Genomic DNA, 21,259 nt, shown 5'->3' with positions numbered 1-21,259 from the left:
GTTGAGACAGAGCGGCAAGCGCAGGGCGGTCCATTTGGCCTAGCGATGTGCAGCAGTGGCCCGCAGGGCCAGACCGAGGCAGCTTGCTGCCGAAGGGCCGAGCGAATAGCGAGCTGCGAAACGTAGCGCCGACGACCAAAGGGAGGCGGAGGCCCCAAAACAGCAGCGAGCGGCGGAACGACAACAAGGCCTTTAGGCCGCAGTTCGACGACCAAAGGGAGTAACCGCCGACGAGCGCAGCGAGGCGGAGGCCCCAAAACAGCAGCGAGCGGCGGAACGACAACAAGGCCTTTAGGCCGCAGTTCGACGACCAAAGGGAGTAACCGCCGACGAGCGCAGCGAGGCGGAGGCCCCAAAAAAAGAGGATTTAAACAGCCCTTAACAGCTCAAGTTATTAAATCACAAACTAATCTGAAGACTTTTTGTTAACTTTGTAACTGATCTAATTAAAGGGCCAAGAAAGGCCAAAAACACTGAATACGACTATGGAAAATACCGTAGAAAACAAGCGTCCGCCTGTGATGCTGTATACTGAGCAAACGCCCAATCCGGAGACATTAAAGTTTGTGACCAACCAAATGTTGTACCCCAAGCGCACGGCTGATTTTAAGGATGAGGACCGTGAATTGGCGGAAGAATGGTCGCCTTTGGCGGCGGCTTTATTTGCTCAAACGGGAGTAAATGGAGTATATATTTGCAACAACTTTGTGACCATTACGAAGGGGCACAACTTTGAGTGGGCCGACATCATGCTGGAACTTAAGAGCTTTATTAAGAACTACTTGCAAGAAGGAAAGGCAGTCATCAAGGATGGTTTTGACGAGGTTCAGGCGGCACAAAAAGCCGAAGAAGAGGAGCATTATGAGGGAGAAGAGGCAGAGATTGTGGTCAAGATCAAGAACATCTTGGAGACCTATGTTCGTCCGGCCGTAGAAATGGATGGAGGGAACATTGAATTTAAGGCCTACAAAGATGGGATAGTGAGTGTAGTGATGCAGGGAGCTTGTAGTGGTTGTCCGTCTTCTTCGGTGACCTTAAAAACGGGAATTGAGGGCATGCTCAAGCGGATGATTCCTCAGGTAAAAGAAGTTAATGCGATTATGGGTTAGCCTAGCGTTAATAAAGATATAATTTTGTACTTTTAAGGTTGTTCGGAGGGGTTTCGGCCTTATCGAGCAACCTTTTTTTATGGTCAAATAAATAGAAAGAATGATTGGACAGAGCGGCATGCGGCTACCGGAGGTAGTCAAGAACTTAATTATCATCAATGTGATCATGTACATTGTGGCCATGATTTTTCCGGAGATGAATAATATGTTTGCCATGTACCCTATAATGAGTGAGCATTTTCGGCCCTATCAGATTGTGACGCATATGTTTATGCACTCGCAGTATAGCATTACGCATATCTTTTTCAACATGTTTGCCCTTTATATGTTTGGGCGAGATGTAGAGTGGCGGATGGGGGCCAAGCGTTTTTTGCTCTTTTACATCATTACGGGATTGGGGGCTGTTTTTCTTCATCAGTTGGCGGGCTACATAGAATTTCAGTATGCCTTAGAGGGTTTAGATCCTGCGGTTAGAGATCAATTTTTGGAAGAGGGGACCTACAATCGGAACATATCTCCTGATGTTCGGGACCAACTACAGTATGCCTATGACATTATGAATGTGCCAGCGGTGGGAGCTTCTGGGGCTATTTATGGGGTATTGGCGGCCTTTGGGGCCTTATTTCCGAATCGGATGATCATGTTATTGATTCCCCCGATTCCGATGAAAGCCAAATACTTTGTATTGATTATGGGTGGATTAGCTTTATACATGGGATTTTCTGGGCAGCAAGCTGGAGTAGCGCATTTTGCGCATCTGGGCGGGGCTCTTTTTGGTTATTTGATGATTTGGTATTGGAAAAAAGCGGGAAAGCTCTATTAAATTTTGTATTTTTTGAAACTGATTATCCCTCTTTCTATTTAATAAACAGCAACTTATTTGATCAAATTCATTTGTCACACTCCCCAATCACATTAAAATATGACCACTCTTTGGCAAGACTTAAAATATAATTATCAGCGGGGCAACTCTGTTATTCGGCTTATCATGTTGAATGTTGCGGCACATTTGGGCCTCAATATTTTGCTACTGCCATTCTTTTTGTTTGGCATTTCGGCCGAAACCTATTGGGCAGAAGTACAAAACTGGCTCTACCTGCCGGCAGATGCTAGCAAACTGCTGATTCGTCCTTGGACCTTATTTAGCTATATGTTTTTACATAGCGGCATTTGGCATTTGCTCATGAATATGCTGGTGTTATACTGGTTTGGTCGTTTGCTCAACAACCTGCTTAAGGATCGGCAAATTTGGGGCATTTATTTATCGTCGGGCCTTAGTGGAGGGCTCTTCTTCTTATTGTCCTACAATCTTTTTCCGGCCTTTTATGGGCAGAGTTCAACAGCAGTTATTGTTGGGGCCTCGGCAGGGGTAATGGGAGTTGTTTTGGCAGCTGCCGCCCTAACGCCCAAGGCCAGCATGCGATTTATTCTGATTGGGAATGTCCAATTGCAATATGTGGCCCTAGCCTTTGTTTTGATTGACCTCGTTTCGGTTTCACTCAATAACTCGGGGGGACATCTAGCGCATTTAGGTGGAGCGGCCATGGGTTGGCTCTTTATTTACCTCCTCCGAAGAGGGCGCGACCTCTCTCTTCCCCTTCATCCACTTTTTGAGGGCCGCCAAGCTAAAGTGATGCCCAAAAGTCGCCCTCGGCCCAAAATGGCCTACCGCAAAACGGAAAGCAGCAGTATGCAAGCCTCGGCCCAAAGCCAAACCAGCAATAATAACTATGGCGGCTATAGTCGCAGTTTTGCCCAAAAATACCGACATCTCAGTCATCAGGAATGCGTAGATGCCATTTTGGATAAGATACGAAGCTCGGGCTATGATAGCCTGACCAAAGATGAAAAAACCTATCTGGACGAAAGCAGCCAGAAGAAATAAAAGCAAAAGCCTCCTTTTTTTTAGGAGGCTTTTTTTTATGCTTTTTTCTCCTCAAACTAGCCTATACAGGCCTTTTCAGCCCCCTAGGGTTGGCCTAAAAACAAAGCTAACCTAAAAATATTTACGAAAAAAGCTGGCTATCTCTTGCGTATTTAAAAAAGTCGCCCTACATTTGAGTAAACGATAACAGAAAAACAATTAGCGCATGGATAAACCTACTGTAGCCCAAGAACGCAGCTACCGGCATCGGCCGATAAAAGAATGGGCGGTTACGGAGCGACCAAGAGAAAAGTTTTTGGAAAAAGGAGGGGCTCAATTGACTGATGCCGAGCTCATTGCCATTTTACTAAGTTCTGGTTGCAGTGGCAAAACGGCTGTAGAATTGGCCCGCGAAATTCTCAAAAAGGTAGAGAATAATTTGCAGGTTTTAGGCGAACTATCTCATCGAGAACTAAAGGGATTTGCGGGGGTGGGCCAGGCCAAAGCCATACGCATTGCGGCGGCTTTGGAATTGGGGCGAAGGCGCCAATTAGCGGCACTTCCAGCTCGGCCTATTATTCGGTCTTCAGCAGAGGCCTACCGCCTAGCGGCCCCCTTGCTGATGGACCTTCCGCATGAAGAGTTTTGGGTGCTTTTGCTCAATCGGGCCAATCGAGTGTTGGCCAAATTACAATTGAGTGAAGGCGGCTTGGCCAGCACGGCTGTAGACCCCAAAAAGATCTTCCGAAGAGTATTGGAGTATGAACGCGCCTGTGCCCTGATTTTGGTCCATAATCATCCCTCTGGCAATAAACTGCCTAGCCAAGCAGATATTCAGCTTACCGAAAAGCTCTGCCAAGGCGCCCGCATTTTAGACCTGCAGGTTTTGGACCATATTATTGTTGCAGCTACCGACTATTGCAGTTTTGCCGATGATGGCTATATGCCCTCTTAGCGAGACCCACAGAAAAGAAACACCCTAATCAGCGATCCTTATTGCTCACCCCAATTAAATTTAATTTATGGCTTACCCCAATTTCAAACAGAGTTTGGTCTGGCAAAAAACAGCGGGCTTCTGTAAAGCCCTACAGCTAGGCCTAAACAGTTGCGAGCAAAGCTGGTATAAAGACAGCCTTTTGCTCACCGCCAGCCGAGCGGTCAATCAAGTTGCCTTGGGCCAAGAACAATTTCATAAAATGGCCCAAGAACAATACCTCTTAGATGCTCGACAAAGCCTGAGCGAATGCCGTAGTATGCTGGCCCTAGGCCTAGAACTGCAGTTGCTTGGGCCCAATATCCAAGAAGAACTAGAAGCAAAGGCCAATGAGGCCGCTGCCGTTCTTTATGGCCTCGTAAAACATTTGCGCAAACAAAGCGCTGCCAATTAGATAAAAAAGAGCAGCCCGCCAATGCGCACTGCTCTCCAAGAATTTCTACCTATTGCTGCCTGTTACCTCCTCTATACGTAGATCCTATCTAATAGGAGGAGGGTTTTGCTGGGGCTTTTAATGGTTTTTTAGTGGTTTTAATGTTTGTTTTGTTTTGGTTAGTACCATGGGTCTGTCTCGAAAGAGCAGGCCTATGGCTTTTTGTAGCCATAGGCTAGCTGTAAACGCTAGGGCTGCTGAATCAAAAGCATTTTGCTAAATTGAGCATTGGCCGTTCGCAATACTAGTTGGTAACTTCCATTGGGTAGATCGCTTAGCTCTAGTGGCAAAATTTGATTCCCCCCAAATAGATCAACGCTTTGGCTTGGGCGAGCTTTCTGGCCCAAAACATTATACACCTCTAGCTGAGCAGGCCCAGCCTCTTGGTTGTTGAGCTCCAATTGTAGAAAACCCGCAGAAGGATTGGGGTAGATTTTCCCCTCCAAAGCCATTAGCTGCGCCACCGCAGTAGGGCCCATCTGCCAGCTAAAACGCAAACCGCCCTGAGCGCCAAAACTACCACTGCTATCAATGGTCAATCCACCAATTTCTAAGGTAGAATAGCCCAAACCATAACCGCAGCAAATTCCATCGCCAAAAGCATCCTGAATCATAAACTCATAGCAATGTCCCGATACGGCCTCAAAGTTTTGCTGAACACTAACCGCCGCCGCATCAATGCTGTCGCCATACAAAATTAGGCTGTCTATGCTCAAATCTCGCAGCGACCAACTCACATCCTCCGGATAATTATCAAATACAATTCGCAATTGGCCCTGCGCACTATCCGATTGGAAAGTTGGCGCCTGACTAATCACATCATTGGCATAATCAACGTTCGGGTTGGCCTGCCCGTTAATCTGGCTAATGCTTAATTCTATATTATTGTTGGCCTGCAAAAAATCAGGAATATCCGCTACCACAACCCTTTGGCTGTAGCCCGGCGCCAAACTAGGCTGAAAATACAGTTGCTGGCTGCCCGAATTTTGGCCCAAATTCAAGTCATAACTAATTTCTAGACTGTCAATAGGCGTACTCCCCAGATTTTTTATCTCCAACTCATAACTTGCAGTCGTTCCACAAAGGCTAGCAAAGGACTCTGCCCACTGCCCCATAATAATCTCTGTAGATAATGGATCGGGCGAGCTAAAGCTCGGCCGAATCTGCGCCGCATTCAAGGCTGCCCCCTGCTCCGATTCAGTCAATACGGCCAAAATGCGAACTTGAGAAAAATCTAAAGCAACGCCCTGAAAAGAATCTGGCAAATTGAGCTGAAAACTATCTGCCCGAAAGCTGCTGGCCGAGGTTTGGCTAAGGGTCAAAAGGGGCAACTCCATCCGCAAAACGTTCCGCTGCCAATATTCTCCAGCCGCATTGAGGTTACTAGGGTCCAAATCCGCCGCCCCAGCCTGACTACTCAAAACGCTATCTTGCAAAATATATAGCTGCAAATAGTTGGTGTCTCTCGGACTATCCGCCGTATAGTAGCTTTCTGCCACAATATTGAGCTCACGGCTACTGAGGTCCAAATCGGCAGCCAAACCCAAATTAACTACCGCCATAACGGTATCCAATTGGCTAAGCGCAGCCTCCCAATTGCCCAAACTAAGCGCTAAACTGCCCGCAGATTGGGCCAAATTCCCCATATTTTTACGGTTAATCATGGCCGCCGGCAACTGATTATAAGCCGCCAAACTCCCTAAGGCATCTGCCGTAGCATTCCGAAAATCAAGCTGCCCATTCTGAGGCTGAGCAAAGGCCGATGTATGCAATTGACTATATACAAAGCGATAATTTGGCTCCAAACTCCTGATTTCCACCAACTCTTCCGCACAATAATAACAATTTATCCCCGTGATGCCCTCTAGCAAATGGGTCTGCGGCTGAGCCGTGGTAGATACAATATTTTGGGCCGTAAGGACCGATGATGACAGCAGAAAAGCAGCTGCAAATAATTGATAGATTTTTGACATTTAGCTTTTTTTAAAATGAAGTCGCAAAATACAGTTTTAAGGAGAATCCCCTTGGCTTATCTCCTATAGCTTTCTAAACAAACCCTAAAACAGAAGGGTTGGGCCAGCATAATGCTTCTCTTTTTTATTTTTTGGGGCTGCCCCGCCCTGCGGGCGGGTCGGGCTGTGTCGCAGCTCGCAGGTCTGCTCGGCCCTGCGTTTTTTTTTCGCTGCGCTCAAAAAAACTAGGTCTGGCCTACGGCCACTGCTGTCCATCCCTCAGCCGAGGCGCTGCGCGCCTTGCGGCGGCTTCGCCGCCTTGCTGGACCAAAAGCAGCTAGGGGCACTCACAATCCGAAATCACTGCCCGATGATCAGATATCGCCTCGGCCTGCAAACGATGATTATAGGCCTTACAGCTTTTGGGCAATAAAATATAGTCGATCCGCAAGCCGGGCAAGCCCCCCGCATAACTGGCCCCCAAACCGCTGCCCTGCTCTATAAAGCTGTCTTTTCTTCCCTTGGCCAACAAACGATAACTATAAGAAAGAGGCGTATCATTAAAATCGCCCATAATAAAAACAGGATGCGGCGAAGCAGTAGCATGCTTCACAATGGCTTGGGCCTGAATAGCTCTCAACTCAAAGGCATTGCTCAACTTAGAGCCAATGCGATAATAAGTATCTTGGGTCTTCTTATCGTTTAATGATTTTAGGTTTTCTTTTTTTAGGACCTCTCCCGCATCTTGGCCCAAACGGGTAGACTGCAAATGTACCGAATACAACCTAAAGGTATCTTTTGGATCAACAACATCGGCAAAAATGGCCCCATTATGCGAACCCTCAAAACGTATTTGGCCCAAATTGATTAAGGGATAACGGCTAAAAATGCCCAGACTGCTTCCGCCTCCCAAATGCTGATAAGACAGGCCCATTTGAAGCAAACTATCTCTAAACCGCTGCGTAGAAGCCACTCCCCTACCCGAGCACTCCTGAGCCGCCAAAATATGCGGATTCTCCTTTTTGAGATAGGCCAAAAAGCGATTTTGCTCCCGCAGTAAATCCGCATCCTTTCTGTATAAACCCGTATTAAAATAGCGCATATTATAGCTCATCATCCGAAAGCCGTCGGGCGCAGCCTGCTGGGCCGAAAAACGCAGCCCATAAGTCTGAGAGAAATAAGGAAAGCCCAACAACATGCAAATGGCGGGCAAATAAAACAAGCGCTTTCGCCGAAAAAGCCAAAAGAGCGCCCAGACAAAATTGGCCAAGAGCAAAAAAGGAAACCCCAAGGCCAAAATAGCCAAATAACTATTGCTCGTAGGTGGAATAAGAGGGGCCAAATAAGAAAGCAAAAGCAACAAACTAAAAGGCAAATTTAGCAGCAATAAAAGACGGACCGATAAGGCCCGCAAATAGCGAACGATTTTCATCTTAGCAGAAATATCAAAGAGATAATAACAAACTTTTTCAAGGCTGAACGAAAGGGCTACTCAGCTTATTTGTGACCACTATTTAAAATAGGCCAAACAAAAAAATTGGAAGAATCTTGAAGCATAGGGAGATAAAAGTTTGAGGAAGAGAGAGAAGTTTTTGAAAAAGCCTATCTTTGCCCCCGAAAAGCAAAGGGAACGGCCCTAAGCTGGCGAAGCCAGCAACGGCCTAGCGATGGAAGGCAGTGGCCGAAGGCCAGACCCAGGCGGCAAAGCCGCCGCAGGGCCGAGCGAATAGCGAGCTGCCGAACGTAGCGCCCGCCGAAGGCGGGAGGCCCCTTGATAGCGAGCTGCCGAAGGACAACAAGGCCTTTAGGCCGCAGTTCGACGACCAAAGGGAGTAACCGCCGACGACCGAAGGGAGGCGGAGGCCCCAAAACAATAGTCTTTTCAGATTTAGCAAAATAGTAAAAAAGCCATGATGTCTCAGCAAGTACGACTGCGTTTTGCACCTAGTCCCACCGGAGCCCTACATATTGGGGGCGTGCGCACCGCCTTATACAATTATCTCTTTGCCAAAAAAATGGGGGGAACATTCATTTTGCGGATTGAGGACACCGACCGCAAGCGTTTTGTGGCCGAAGCTGAAGACTACATCAATGAAGCCTTGGCTTGGTTGGGTTTGACGCCCGATGAGGGAGTTGTGGAAGGTGGAGAATATGGTCCTTATCGCCAATCTGACCGCAAAGCGATTTATGCAAAATATGCGCAACAACTGTTGGACAGCGGCTATGCTTACTATGCCTTTGATACGGCAGAAGAGCTGGATGCCATTCGCAAAGAAGAGCCAAACTTTAAATACGGGGCAGAGAGTCGGATGAAACTGCGCAACTCTTTGACCCTATCGCAAGAAGAAGTGGACCAACTTGTGGCCAGTGGCGACTATGTTGTTCGGATTTTGTTGCCTGCGGAAGAAGAAATCGTTTTTGAAGATATGATTCGGGGTGTTGTGCGTTACAACAGCCGCGACATGGACGATAAAGTCTTGTATAAAGGGAGCGAGCAAATGCCCACCTATCATTTGGCCAACATTGTGGATGATTACTTGATGAAAATCAGCCATGTTGTTCGGGGAGAAGAGTGGTTGCCCAGCACGCCCTTGCACGTAATGCTCTATCGTTATTTGGGTTGGGAGGAGAGTCGCCCGGCCTTTGCGCATCTTCCGCTCATTCTAAAGCCCAAGGGCAATGGAAAGCTCAGCAAGCGGGATGCGGCTAAGTTTGAGATGCCCGTTTTTCCCCTTGACTTTGAGCAAGAGGGCCAAGAAAAAATCAAAGGATTTAGAGAGTGGGGCTTTGCGCCTGCTCCTGTGCTCAACTTTTTGGCTTTGTTGGGTTGGCACCCTGAGGGAGATCGCGAGATGTTCAATTTAGAAGAACTAGTAGAAGCCTTTGACATTGAGAAAGTTAGTAAAAGCGGAGCTCGTTTTGATTTTGAGAAAGCCCGTTGGTTTAGCCAGCAATACCTAATAGCAACAGAAAATAAAGTACTTGCCGAAGAACTGCAGCGCATCCTATCTAATCAGGGAAAAGACTATAGTCTAGCCTATTTGGAAGCCGTAGCGGGCATGCTCAAAGAGCGGGTATATTTCCTTAGCGAAATGCCTGTAGTGGGGCAATACTTTTTTGCTGCCCCCAACTATGAAGAGACCTTGGCCAATGAGGCCAAAAACCTCAAGAAAAAGGTCCTTAAAAAATGGACCACAGAGCGGGCCGAGTTATTTGCTCAATTGCCCGAACTGCTTACAGCCTCAGATGCGGCGAGCATCAAAACCGTAATTACGAGCTTCATGGAAGCCAACAGCCTAGGCTTTGGCGACCTACTGCCCTTTCTTCGTTTTGCCCTATCGGGAACGATGAAAGGCCCAGACGTATTTGAAATGGCCGCCCTATTAGGCGCTGAAGAAAACAAAAATCGCATTCAAGCCTTTATGGCTTTTTGTGACGCTCAATAGAAAAAAGCGTTAGCTGCCTGCAGCTAACGCTTTTTTTTGTAAAGAGAAGATTAAGCTTAATACCTTAAAAAGAAACAAAATTTTTAATGGCTAAAACTGGCAGTTATAACTTAAAAGCATTAAATTTCGCAAAAGTTAAAGGAGTATATGCGGCAAAAGTCAAAAAATGCGGCAAAAATCCAACTTTTAGTCCTATAAAGGCGTATTTAGTTAAACTTTTGGGACTTAATATAAGTTAAGAACCCAATCCCCCAAACTATCCCATATCCCAAATTTACGTTATTAAATCCTGCGCTTATGAGCAAACAAGAAAATGTAGCCAAGAATCGCTATAGCGATGAGGACCTCGCTGAATTTAAGGTGGTCATTGAAAAAAAGCTCGAGGAAGCTAAACAGCAACTCGAGGAGCTGAAAGTTCAGTTAACTGAACTCAACAACAGCGGCGATGAAAACCGAGCGGGCACCTTTGACGATGGCGCCTCAAATTGGCAAAGAGAGCATCTCAATAAGTTGGCGGCTAGACAGCAACGTTTTGTTCGCGACTTAGAGCATGCGCTCATCCGTATCAATAACAAAACCTATGGCGTTTGTACCATTACGGGCAAACTCATTAGCAAAGAGCGCTTGGCGCTAGTGCCTCATGCTACCAAAACGGTAGAGGGCAAGCAAAAAGAAAAAGGCGACAAGCCCCGCAAGGTGATTCGCCGCTCTTAGATAGCCGTTTTGTTTCGACTGTTGCGCTAGTTTTCTTGAAAAAGAAACTAGCGCTTTTTTATTCCCCATTGTTTGCTTTGAAAAGCGTAAATTTGTCCTCCTACCGCTAATAAAAGCCTTTAGCCTTTTTAAACTATTCTATATGTCCATCTGGAGCCGCCTTAGCCAAGACGAACGTCTCTATGCTCAGGCCCTACTGCAAGACCAAACTGCCCCCTGGCCCAACAGCCAAAGTCCTTACTTTATGGCTTTTTTGGCCCTTTATAAACTGAGCCATGAAGAAGAAGAGCAAATTGAAGAGCTGATACATAGCTCTGCCGAAGCTCAACTCTACTGGCAGGCCCTGGCCTTTTTTGAGCAAGAGCTAAATGAAAACGAACAACTCTTGCCCCTCTTTGAGCGCTTTATGCAAAATCAAGAGCTCTTTACCCCCTTTTTTCAAGAGCTGCCCAACTTTCGCAAACAACTGGTCCAAAAAGCTCAAGAGCTTTTTCTGCTCCTTAAGCAACCCGACCTAGCCGAGGAGCTCCTGCAATTACTAGGCGCTCAACTCTATGAAAATGAAACAGCGGTGCTGCTTCAAGCCAAACGCTATGCGCAAATAGAAAGTGAGGAACAAGCCCTAGAATGCTATGAAGAGGGCCTTAAGCATTTTCCTAAGTCATTGCTGCTCTGGAGAAACCTGGCCCAATTGCAATATCAATTAGAAGATTTTCAAGGCGCTATTGATAGCCTCAACCAATGCGTTGAAGAATCTCCCTATGAAGCCGAATATTATGTGGCCCTGGCCCAAAATTATGCGCAATCAGGAGAAAAAGAACGCGCCAAGCAGTTTATCGATATCGCCCTTTCTATGCAAGCCCAAAATGAAGCAGCCCATTTTCTAATGGCCCAAATGGCCCTAGAACAAGAGCAGGTCCAAGAAGCTATGCAATTCCTGAGCCCCGAAAATTGGGAGTCCCCCCTCCTCTTAGCCGAAAAAGCAAGGATCGTCTGGCAATATCTTGGCGACCCCCAACTGGCCAAAGACTATTTTCAAGGCGCCTGGGATAATGGCCTAAACGCAGAACAACATATCCTCTACTTTGCCCAACTCCTAGCCGACGAACTGCAAACCCTGCCCCAAGCTATCGAACTACTCCAAGAAGGCCAAAACCGCCTCCTCTACGCCCCAAAACTCCGCCTACAAGAGTATATCTATCGCCTAGATTGGGAGGAAAGCCCCAGCGAACGCCTCTTCCAACTAGAAGAAGAAATCGAAAGACTCAACCCCCCCTCCGATCATGAACATCTAGATGATATGGATGAACATTTTCTAGATTATTATAATCATCCAGAAGATTTTGAGGAAGCAGAGGAAGATGATGATGACGATTTTTCTGCCGGTGGCGCCGCTAGCGATTTTTAAAAATCTGTTAATTTTTTAAGCTTTGTCCATAAATCACTAGTTCTTTTCAAGAAAAACTGTTTATTAGTGACAATTAGGTCGCACAAAATGCTTTATGCAGTTTAATATCCATATCTATTCGCTCTTTTTCAGTTGCCTGCTGCTCCTTGCACACAACTGTATCCCTCATGCTCATGATGAAGCAGAGGAAGGGCAAACTATGGATTGGCTGCACCTCCTTTTTGAAGGCCATAGTAGCCTCGCACACGGACAAGAAGAGGCCTTTCAGTTTGTAGAACAAACTGATGAGGAAAATGAAATCAGCGAAAAAATAACCGTCGATAAAAAGACGCAAAAAAAACTGCAGAAACAACAACAGCAACAACTGCTTTTTGTCACTCCCGCTGCAGTACAACAGGCCCTCTTAGCCAAGTTTTTGGCCCAATTGAAGCCCCAAACTGCTATTTTTAACAATAAAAGCGCTCTAATGCGCCTGCTCGCTAGCCCTCAAGCTGGCCGAGCCCCCCCTATTTATGGATAGGTAAAGCCTGCAGCCCTGCAATGGGGCCCTTACCAGCCTTTGCCAGGCCTATTTTTTTAGGTCTAGATCGCCGCTACTGTAAATGAACAGCTAGCGGGTTTTTTATGCCCTAAATGCTCAAATCTAAGCCTTTAGGCCCGTTTTTGCGTACTTAGTATAGTACGCCCCAATTCATTTTCTTATCCATAAATATATTTCTATGCAACGTAAAGAGTTTTTGAAAACCCTAGGCGCTGGCGCCCTTTTCGCCCTTACCGCTGGCTGCTTTGGCGGCTGTAGCAAAGATGATGAAGACTTTGCCCCTACCGAAGATGTAGATTTTACCATCGACCTTTCCGATCCCACTTATGATAATCTCCAACAAAATGGGGGCTATATTATCAAGGATCGTGTGGTGGTGGCCAAGGACGATAACGGCAATTATGTGGCCGCTACCCAACGCTGTAGCCATGAGGGCTTCTACGAAGTTAGCCTGCAAAATAATGAATGGTTTTGTGGCCAACATGGCGCCCGCTTCGACCTCTCTGGCCAGGGCCTAAACAGTGAAGCTAGCCGCAATCTCACAATTTATCAAACCGAACTCAACGGACAAATGCTCCGGGTGTTCTCTTAAATCCCCCCCAATGAAGTATCTATTTATTTGCCTCGCTCTGCTGTTTGCAAGCAGTAGCTGGGCCCAAGAATTAAAGCGTTTCGAGGAAGCCAAAGCCAAAGAACAACCCATTTTATTGGTTTTTTCTGGCTCCGATTGGTGTGCCCCCTGCAAACGCCTACATAAAGAGGTCCTCAGCCAAGAGGCCTTTCTCCAACTCGCCAATAAGGAGTTTACTTATCTCTATCTCGACTTCCCGGTCCGCCGAAAAAATAAAAAACTACAGGGCAAGGAGGTCCGTGCCGAAAATGAGGCCCTAGCCGAAAAGTATAACCCCTTTGCGCAGTTTCCTACCGTGGTCCTGCTCTCCGCTCAAGGCGATGTTTTGGGCGAGATTAAGTACCATCATGAAGGCCCCGATTTCTTTATCGAGGAACTGAAGAAGTTACTGCCCTAAGTTTTCTATCCTGCTGTTTTGGGGCCTCCGCCTCGCTTCGCTCGTCGGCGCTACGTTGCGCAGCTCGCTCTTCGCTCGGCCCTGCGGCGGCTTTGCCGCCTGGGTCTGGCCTAACGGCCACTGCTTCACATCGCTAGGCCAGCGGGCTTCGCCCGCTTCTAGACGCAAAAATCACTCTGCTTATGCGACTTTATTTTTTGTTCTTTTTGCTTTTTGCTAGCTGGCCGCTTTCTGCCCAGAAATTGGCCCAAAAGCAATTTCAACTGATGGGCTGCTGGTTTGAGGTCAAGGTTTTTGCCCAAGAAGAGGAGGAGGCCCAAGCGGCCCTGGCCGCTGGCATAGCCGAGATGCAACGCATCGAGGCGCTGATTTCTTCTTGGCAGCCCAATTCGGCCACTAGCCAAATCAATGCGCAGGCAGGACAGCAGGCCGTTCGGGTACCCACAGAGCTTTTAGCCCTGATCCAAAGGGCCAAAAAGATCTCGGCCCTAACCGATGGCGCTTTTGATATTAGTTTTGCCCCAAAAAATTCGCCCTGGCAATTTAAGGGACAAACTTTGGAAAAATGGCCCAAAATACCGCCCAAGGCTAGCTCCGCCAATTGGCAAAACATCCAAGTAGATGAGCTGGCCCAAACGGTCTTTTTGCCCGACTCCCTCATGCAAATTGGCTTTGGGGGCCTAGGCAAGGGCTATGCCGCCGATAGGGCCAAAGCCCTAATGCAAAAGATGCCTGGAGTAACGGCTGGTTTGGTCAATGCCAGTGGAGACCTCAACTGCTGGGGGCAACCTCCCGGAAAAGCAGGATGGAACATTCAGATTCTTTCGCCAGACAAACAAGCGCCGCCCTTGGGCTACCTTCAGCTAAATGGGCAGGCCCTAGTGAGCTCTGGCGATTATGAGAAATTCTTCTATTACCAAGGACGGCGATATGCGCATATTATCAACCCCAAAACGGGCCTGCCCACGCAGGGCATTCAGTCGGCCTCGGTCCTTTGTCCCTCAGCAGAATTGGCCGATGCCTTGGCCACCGCCCTTTTTGTTTTGGGGCCAGACAAAGGGCTGGCGCTGATTGACCAACTGGAGCATATAGAAGCCTTCATTTGGTTGAGCGATAATAGCTATCGCTGTTCTAAAAATATTGAAATCAAAAGAGATGAGAAATAAACTTCTTCTTTTGCTGGCCTTGGCGGGGCTCCTTAGCAGCTGCCAATCGGTAAAAGCTTATCAGCAAATGCAATTGCGGCAAGCCCAGATGGAGCTTTCGCCCAAGAAAGAGCAAAGCTTTGAGACCAACTTCCAATCTTATCGAGAGGGGGCCTCTGGGGCCAACTCGGGAAAAACGGGAGGCGGCTGCGGCTGCAATTAAGGTCCAAAAGGCGGCGAAGCCGCCTGAAAAGGCCCGCAGGGCCGTCGGCTGAGGGATGGACAGCAGTGGCGCGAAGCGCCAGACCCAGCAAAATGAGCGAAGCGAATTTTGCGCAGGGCCGAGCGAATAGCGAGCTGCGAAACAGCCCGACCCGCCCGATAGCTCATGAGGGTTTCCACCCTCATTTTGTATAGCTTCGCAAAGCGATACCGCTTTGCGCTGGGTTTCAACCCGGCGGAAGGGGCAGCCCCAAATCATAATATTTGGCAGAATAAAAATGAAAAGATGAAAAAAACATACCTACTGGGCCTAGTATTTTGGTCCATAGCGGCTAGTAGTTGGGCCCAGCAAGCGGCACAAGACAGCAGCTATAAAATCCCGGCAAATAGTCGAGCCATCACAGCTGATTTGCTCAGCAGCTACTACCAGCAAGATGGGCAAAATGGGGCCGTGCAGGGCGGTCAGGGGACCGAAAAGCTGCAAGATGTGGCCAATAAAGTACAATTGTATGTCCCTTTAGATAAAAATAAGGCGATTCAGTTGCAGGCTGGGGCAGATAGTTACAGCTCGGCCTCCACGGATGAAATTGACAACAACCCCTCTTCGGCTTCGGCCCAGGATCTTCGGGCCTATGGGCAATTGAGTTATCAGCATAAATTGTTGCGGCAGGGACTGGAATTCTCTGTTGGTGGGGGCTTTTCGACAGAGTACGACTACCAGTCGGTTTCGGCCAATTTGGGCATCAAAAAAGACTTTTATGCGGGCAACAGCCAGCTGGCCTTCAACTTTGGGCTTTTTCAGGATAACTGGAAGTTAATTTACCCCCGAGAGCTTCGGGGTTTTGTAGATGCGGGACGTTCGGACCGGCAGAGCTTGAGTTTTTCTTTGGCCTACAGCCAGATGATCACGCCCAGTTTGCAGGCCATTGCTAATGTAGAATACATTCGGATGGCGGGCCTACTGTCTACACCTTTTCATCGAGTATTTTTTGATGATTTGAGTTTAGACATTGAGCGTTTGCCTGAAATTCGGAGCAAAATCCCGGCGAGTATTCGTCTGCATTACTACCTCAACGACTACTTCATTCTGCGCAGCTTTTACCGCTACTACTGGGATGATTTTGGGGTAGAAGGGCATACGGCAGAGCTAGAATTGCCCATTCAGCTGCATCCCAACTTCAATTTACAGGCCTTTTATCGCTACCATCAGCAAACGGCCTCCGATTATTTTGCGCCCTTTGCCGAGCATAGCGTCAACTCGAGCTTCTACACCTCTGATTATGATCTATCGGCCTTTCATTCTCAGCAATTTGGTTTGGGCTTTCGTTATGCGCCTGCTTTTGGACTACTGCGTAGTAAGAGCTTTTTGAAAAGCAAAAGAGTGGTCCTCTTCAAATCTATTTCGGCCAGATTGGCCTACTACCAAAGAAGCACGGGCCTAGAAGCCTTTATTGCTTCCTTGCACCTTGCCTTTAGTTTAGAATAAAACAGTGATTTATAGCGCTCTTTACAGCTTTCCCCGAAGCTGTGGGACTGCTATAAATATATACTTCCCGCAAAACATCATTACTACAACATTATAAGTACGTCATGTTAGACAAAATCATCCTTTGGAGCATTAAGAACAAGCTGATGATGGGTTTAGGCGTTTTGGCCCTTTTGCTAGTGGGGATTTACAATCTCCGCTCGCTATCCATAGACGCTTTGCCCGACATTACCAACAACCAACTACAACTGATTACCAATGCGCCTGAGCTCTCGACTCAAGAAATGGAGCAATTGGTCACTTTTCCTTTAGAGCAGAGCGTGAAATCTATTCCGCATTTGGTAGAGCTGCGCTCTATTAGTCGCTTTGGAATTTCGGTAGTTACCCTAGTATTTGATGAATCGGTAGACCCTTATTGGGCCAGAGCGCAGGTCAATGAGCGAACGGGGCAGGTAGCATTACCCCCTGGAGTCGAACGGCCTAGTTTGGGGCCAGTGAGTACGGGATTGGGAGAAATTTATCAGTATAGCTTAAGTGCCAAAGCAGGCTTTGAAGAGCAATTTTCGGCCATGCAGCTAAGGAGCATTCAAGACTGGGTCATCAAGCCGCAGGTATTGGGGATTCCGGGAGTGGCCGAGCTCAACACCTTAGGGGGCGAGCTCAAGCAATATGAGGTTGTTGTTTATCCTGAGCGTTTGCGTCCTTTGGGCCTTTCGCTGCTCGATGTCATGTCTGCCCTAGAGAACAACCATGAGAATACGGGGGCGGCCTATATTGATCATAAGCCCTATGCGCATTTTATTCGGGCGGTGGGTAAAATTCAGAGCTTAGAAGAGCTGGGCCAAATTCATTTGGGCCAAACTGAGGAGGGCCAAGTGATTTTGCTCAAAGAAGTGGCTGATTTTCAGTTTGGCAGCCCCATGCGATATGGAGCCGCCACCAAAGATGGGCATGGAGAAGTGGTTGTAGGGATTGTCATGATGCTCAAGGGAGCCAATAGTGCCAAGGTCATTGAGGCCGTTCGCAATAGAATGGAAGAGATTAAGGCCAAATTGCCTGAAGGCGTAGAGCTCAATACCTTTTTAGATCGTTCTCGTTTGGTCAATAAGGCCAGTTCTACCATTGCCACCAACCTTATTGAGGGGGCATTGATTGTACTTTTTGTTTTGCTATTGCTCATTGGTAATCTGAGAGCGGGCCTTATTGTGGCCTCCGTCATTCCCCTATCCCTACTCTTTGCCATTAGCCTAATGAACTTTTTTGGCGTCAGTGGCAACCTGATGAGTTTGGGCGCTATTGACTTTGGGTTGATTGTAGATGGTTCGGTCATTATTGTAGAAGCCGCCATTCACTTTTTGCATCAACAGCAGAAAAAGCGGCTAACTGCAGAAGAAATGGACCAAGCGGTTTATGAATCGGCTTCTAAAATTCGATCTACAGCAGCTTTTGGCGAAATCATCATCCTGATTGTTTATCTGCCCATCCTCGTTTTATCGGGTGTAGAAGGAAAAATGTTTGTGCCCATGGCCCAAACAGTAGCCTTTGCCATTTTGGGGGCCTTTATTCTATCCTTGACCTATGTACCCATGATGATGGCCCTATTTCTCTCTAAAAAGATCCCTCAAAAAGCGAGCTTTTCTGACCGCTTGGTGGCTGCTTTGGAGCGAGCCTATAGCCCTGTTTTGGCCTTAGTAATGCGGGCCAAAGCCCCTATTTTAGGCCTAGCTATTCTGGCTTTGGGAGTTAGTGGCTGGATATTTAGCCAAATGGGCGGGGAATTCATTCCCACCCTAGGCGAAGGCGACTTAGCCGCCCAATTCATTCTCCCTGAAGGCAGCTCTTTGGAACAAGAAATAGAGGTTTGTGGAAAAGCCGAAAAACTACTCCTTGAAAACTTTCCCGAAGTCTTACAGGTCGTTTCTAAAATTGGTAGTGCCGAGGTGCCTACCGACCCCATGCCCATGCAGGTAGCCGATGGCATGGTCATTTTGAAGGACCGAGAAGACTGGGTGTCGGCAACAAGCCGAGAAGAACTAGTAGAAAAAATGCAGGCTGTTTTGGAGCAAATTCCAGAACTGACCACCGAATTTAGCCAGCCCATTCAAATGCGTTTTAATGAGCTAATGACTGGCGTTCGGGCAGATGTGGCCATTAAGATTTTTGGCGAAGACCTAAGCACCCTTAGCCAATTGGGCGAGGAGGTACAGAAGAAACTCGCTAGCGTAGACGGGACCGAAGATGTACGGCTAGAGGCCGTTAGTGGTTTGGCCCAAATTCGCATTGAATATATTCGAGAGCGCCTAGCCTACTACCAACTGGATGTAAATCGCCTCAATAGAATTTTAGAAGCTGCTTTTGCGGGAAGCAGTCTGGGCCAAATCCAAGAGGGGCAACGCCGTTTTGATTTGGTGGTTCGTCTAGCCGCCAAAGACCGCCAAGACATCAGTGCATTAAAAGCCTTGCAACTGCCCCTCCCCTCTGGCGAACAAATCCAGCTGGGCGATTTGGCCAAAATCGACTTTGTAGAAGGGCCCGCCCAAATTTCTAGAGAAGAGGGCCAAAGAAGAATCGTCATCAGCTTTAATGTGCGGGGACGAGATGTGCAATCTGTGGTAGAAGAGATTCAGGCTAAGGTTGAGCCGCAGCTTCAAATGCCAGCCTCTTATTACCTCAGCTATGGCGGACAATTTAAGAATTTGGAAGATGCCAGCCAACGCCTATTGCTGGTGGTGCCGCTGGCCCTTTTCCTCATCTTTTTGCTGCTCTATTTTACTTTTAACTCTATGGGCCAAGCCTTGCTCATTTTTACCGCCATTCCCTTTTCGGCCATTGGAGGTATCTGGGCACTTTGGCTTAGAGATATGCCCTTTAGTATTTCTGCTGCCGTGGGGTTCATTGCCCTTTTTGGTGTGGCGGTATTAAATGGAATTGTCTTGATTGCCTACTTTAATGAACTAAAAAAGAATCCAGATTTGAGTTTGGAAGAACGCATTTTACAGGCCTGTAAGCTTCGTCTACGGCCAGTACTGATGACGGCCTCGGTAGCGGCTTTGGGCTTTTTGCCCATGGCGCTCAGTCAGGCCGCTGGCGCAGAGGTCCAAAAACCCTTGGCCTCGGTGGTGATTGGAGGTTTGTTGACGGCTACGCTGCTCACCCTCTTTGTTTTGCCCATTTTATATTATTACAGCGAGCGATTGAGCTTTAAAAAGGCCCCAAAATCGGTCTTGATGATTGGTCTTTTGATTTTGGCCGCTACTAATTTGCAAGCCCAAGAAGCCAAAAGCTATGCAGCACTCAGAGCCTTGGGCCAAGAGAACTGGAGCCTGATCCAAGCCAAGCAAACGGAATTGGCCGCAGCCCAGGCCCGCCAAGGCGGAGCCCGCAACTGGTCGCCCACGAATTTTCAGTTGGGTTGGGGCCAAATCAATACCCCAGAAAATGACTGGTCCTTTGGGATAGAGCAACAACTGCCTTCGCTTTTGGCTTGGCGCCTCGAAGCGCAGGCCCGAGAGCAAAAGGGAAAGAGCGCCCAAATAGCCGTACAACTAGAACAGCAAAATTGGGCCTATGAGCTACAACAATTGCTCTCTCAGCGGGCCTATTATCTGGAGCTCACTCAGCTGTATCAGAAGAATATGGCGCTATTGGAGCAACAGATGGAGCTTTTGCAAAAACAAGTAGAACTGGGCGAGATTTCGCCCCTGAAGGTCCTGAGTTTAGAGCGTTTGCTCTGGCAATGGAGCGAGCAAAATAGGCAGCTCCAATTGGCCCAACAACAGCTGGAGCAATCGCTTTTGTTTCTTTTGGGCCTAGAGGAATTACCCGAGATAGAGGTCCCAACTTGGCAAAACCGACTGCTCGAAGCAGCAGATAGCAGCCTACTGGCCCAACAACCCGAGCTCTTATTGGCCCAAATTGCCCAGCAAGCGGCCCAACTAAAGCAAAAACAAGAAAAAGCGAGCTACCGCCCCCGCCTTAGCCTTAATTATCAAATCCAATCGATGAGAGAAGAGGCCCAGAATCAACAACTGCAGGCGGTGGGCTTGCCTCGCTACCAACAAATTGGCCTGGGCTTAACGGCCCCTATTTTGGGCCGCAAAAACCGAAAAAAAGAACTGGCTGCCCTAGCATTGGAGGCCCAAGCGCTGGGCCAAAGGGCCGAACAAAAAGCCGCCGCCCTAGGCCAAGAATATCTCCGCCTGAAGAGAGCTGTAGATTTTTATCAACAGACGCTCAGCAATTGGGAGAGCCGCGCCGCCCAACCCCAAGCAGAATATCTGCAGAAGATGAAACGCGCTTTTGAATTGGGCGAAATTGAACAATTGGCCTATTTGCAGGCCTTACAGCAGTATTTGGAGCTGGAGCAACAACAGGCTGCTTATGTCTGGGAACTGCATAAAACCATGGACCGACTCGATTATTTGCTTGGCCGTTTTTTGCCTGAAGGGAATTAAGATTTGGGGCCTCAGCTGCGGCTTCGCCTTGCTGCGGTTACTCCCTTTGGTCGTCGAACTGCGGACTAAAGTCCTTGTTGTCGCTACAGGGCTCGCAGGTCTGCTCGGCCCTGCGGCCTGACGGCCTTGGTCTGCGGCTTCGCCGCCCCCTTTCGCATCGCTAGGCCTTTTTTACTGTAGGTTGAAACCTACAGCAAGAATGCTGTATTGCTTCGCAATGAGCTATGAATGAGGGTTGAAACCCTCATAAAATTAACTTCTCGGCCATTCTTGGATAGAAGTGAAAGGACTTCTATTGGGCCTTTGCCTACAGCGGACAGGCGCCGAAGGCGCCGCAGGCTTAGGGGCCCGGAAAGGTGGCCGAAGGCCAGACCTAGGCGCTAAAAGCGCCGCAGGGCCGAGCAGACCTGCGAGCCTTCTAGGGGCCCGGCCGCCAAAGGCGGCAAGCCCCAAAAAAATATTA

At 48.0% G+C, this 21,259-nt stretch carries 17 protein-coding genes; 15 read left to right on the top strand and 2 right to left on the bottom strand.

Annotation, left to right across the window (positions count from 1 at the left end):
- Positions 1-485 precede the first annotated feature (485 nt).
- From OP864_RS08690 to OP864_RS08670, 5 genes are all read left to right on the top strand, one after another.
- Complete coding sequence (locus OP864_RS08690) at positions 486-1,109, top strand: NifU family protein (protein WP_270097825.1); 624 nt, start codon at positions 486-488, stop codon at positions 1,107-1,109.
- Positions 1,110-1,209: 100 nt separating this feature from the next.
- Positions 1,210-1,932, top strand: coding sequence for a rhomboid family intramembrane serine protease (locus tag OP864_RS08685; RefSeq protein WP_015692542.1), 723 nt, complete (start codon positions 1,210-1,212; stop codon positions 1,930-1,932).
- A 99-nt stretch (positions 1,933-2,031) separates the two neighbouring features.
- Positions 2,032-2,994, top strand: coding sequence for a rhomboid family protein (locus OP864_RS08680; protein ID WP_270097824.1), 963 nt, complete (start codon positions 2,032-2,034; stop codon positions 2,992-2,994).
- A gap of 205 nt (positions 2,995-3,199) precedes the next feature.
- The gene (radC, locus tag OP864_RS08675; protein WP_015692540.1) at positions 3,200-3,928 is read left to right on the top strand and encodes a RadC family protein; all 729 of its coding nucleotides are present in this window, start codon (positions 3,200-3,202) and stop codon (positions 3,926-3,928) included.
- A 67-nt stretch (positions 3,929-3,995) separates the two neighbouring features.
- On the top strand, positions 3,996-4,361 hold the full coding sequence (locus tag OP864_RS08670; RefSeq protein ID WP_015692539.1) for a four helix bundle protein: 366 nt from the start codon (positions 3,996-3,998) through the stop codon (positions 4,359-4,361).
- Between the two features lie 227 nt (positions 4,362-4,588).
- On the opposite strand, the gene OP864_RS08665 is transcribed toward OP864_RS08670, so the two are convergent.
- Both OP864_RS08665 and OP864_RS08660 read right to left on the bottom strand, forming a co-directional pair.
- The gene (locus OP864_RS08665) at positions 4,589-6,373 is read right to left on the bottom strand and encodes a T9SS type A sorting domain-containing protein (RefSeq protein ID WP_270097823.1); all 1,785 of its coding nucleotides are present in this window, start codon (positions 6,371-6,373) and stop codon (positions 4,589-4,591) included.
- A gap of 316 nt (positions 6,374-6,689) precedes the next feature.
- Positions 6,690-7,784 carry an endonuclease/exonuclease/phosphatase family protein gene (locus OP864_RS08660; protein WP_270097821.1) on the bottom strand — a complete coding sequence of 365 codons (1,095 nt, stop codon included), beginning with the start codon at positions 7,782-7,784 and terminating at the stop codon, positions 6,690-6,692.
- A 481-nt stretch (positions 7,785-8,265) separates the two neighbouring features.
- Here OP864_RS08660 and gltX point away from each other — a divergent pair, with 481 nt between their 5' ends.
- The 10 genes from gltX to OP864_RS08610 all read left to right on the top strand — a co-directional run bounded on the left by gltX (position 8,266) and on the right by OP864_RS08610 (position 20,796).
- Positions 8,266-9,798 carry a glutamate--tRNA ligase gene (gene gltX, locus OP864_RS08655; protein ID WP_349294454.1) on the top strand — a complete coding sequence of 511 codons (1,533 nt, stop codon included), beginning with the start codon at positions 8,266-8,268 and terminating at the stop codon, positions 9,796-9,798.
- Positions 9,799-10,095: 297 nt separating this feature from the next.
- The gene (locus tag OP864_RS08650; RefSeq protein WP_015692534.1) at positions 10,096-10,512 is read left to right on the top strand and encodes a TraR/DksA family transcriptional regulator; all 417 of its coding nucleotides are present in this window, start codon (positions 10,096-10,098) and stop codon (positions 10,510-10,512) included.
- A gap of 142 nt (positions 10,513-10,654) precedes the next feature.
- Positions 10,655-11,920, top strand: a complete 1,266-nt coding sequence (locus OP864_RS08645) for a tetratricopeptide repeat protein (RefSeq protein ID WP_270097819.1) — start codon at positions 10,655-10,657, stop codon at positions 11,918-11,920.
- Positions 11,921-12,014: 94 nt separating this feature from the next.
- The gene (locus OP864_RS08640; protein ID WP_270097818.1) at positions 12,015-12,440 is read left to right on the top strand and encodes a hypothetical protein; all 426 of its coding nucleotides are present in this window, start codon (positions 12,015-12,017) and stop codon (positions 12,438-12,440) included.
- Positions 12,441-12,639: 199 nt separating this feature from the next.
- Positions 12,640-13,053, top strand: coding sequence for a QcrA and Rieske domain-containing protein (locus tag OP864_RS08635; RefSeq protein ID WP_015692532.1), 414 nt, complete (start codon positions 12,640-12,642; stop codon positions 13,051-13,053).
- A gap of 10 nt (positions 13,054-13,063) precedes the next feature.
- Entirely contained in the window at positions 13,064-13,489 is a 426-nt protein-coding gene (locus OP864_RS08630; RefSeq protein ID WP_270097817.1) for a thioredoxin family protein, read from the top strand.
- Between the two features lie 182 nt (positions 13,490-13,671).
- Positions 13,672-14,655: an FAD:protein FMN transferase gene (locus tag OP864_RS08625; protein ID WP_270097816.1), complete on the top strand. Its 984-nt coding sequence runs from the start codon at positions 13,672-13,674 to the stop codon at positions 14,653-14,655.
- Positions 14,645-14,857, top strand: coding sequence for a DUF4266 domain-containing protein (locus tag OP864_RS08620; RefSeq protein ID WP_270097815.1), 213 nt, complete (start codon positions 14,645-14,647; stop codon positions 14,855-14,857). The genes OP864_RS08625 and OP864_RS08620 overlap by 11 nt, the downstream gene beginning before the upstream one ends.
- Before the next feature lie 285 nt (positions 14,858-15,142).
- On the top strand, positions 15,143-16,342 hold the full coding sequence (locus OP864_RS08615) for a DUF3570 domain-containing protein (RefSeq protein WP_270097814.1): 1,200 nt from the start codon (positions 15,143-15,145) through the stop codon (positions 16,340-16,342).
- A 104-nt stretch (positions 16,343-16,446) separates the two neighbouring features.
- Positions 16,447-20,796 (top strand): CusA/CzcA family heavy metal efflux RND transporter, encoded by a 4,350-nt coding sequence (locus tag OP864_RS08610; protein ID WP_270097813.1) that lies wholly within the window; start codon positions 16,447-16,449, stop codon positions 20,794-20,796.
- The last annotated feature ends 463 nt before the right edge of the window (positions 20,797-21,259 follow it).

It is taken from the genome of Saprospira grandis (assembly GCF_027594745.1).
In the GTDB taxonomy this organism is placed as follows: Bacteria; Bacteroidota; Bacteroidia; order Chitinophagales; family Saprospiraceae; genus Saprospira; species Saprospira grandis.
The sequence above is the reverse complement of the archived record's forward strand: the minus strand, read 5'-3'. Positions and strand labels throughout refer to the sequence as shown.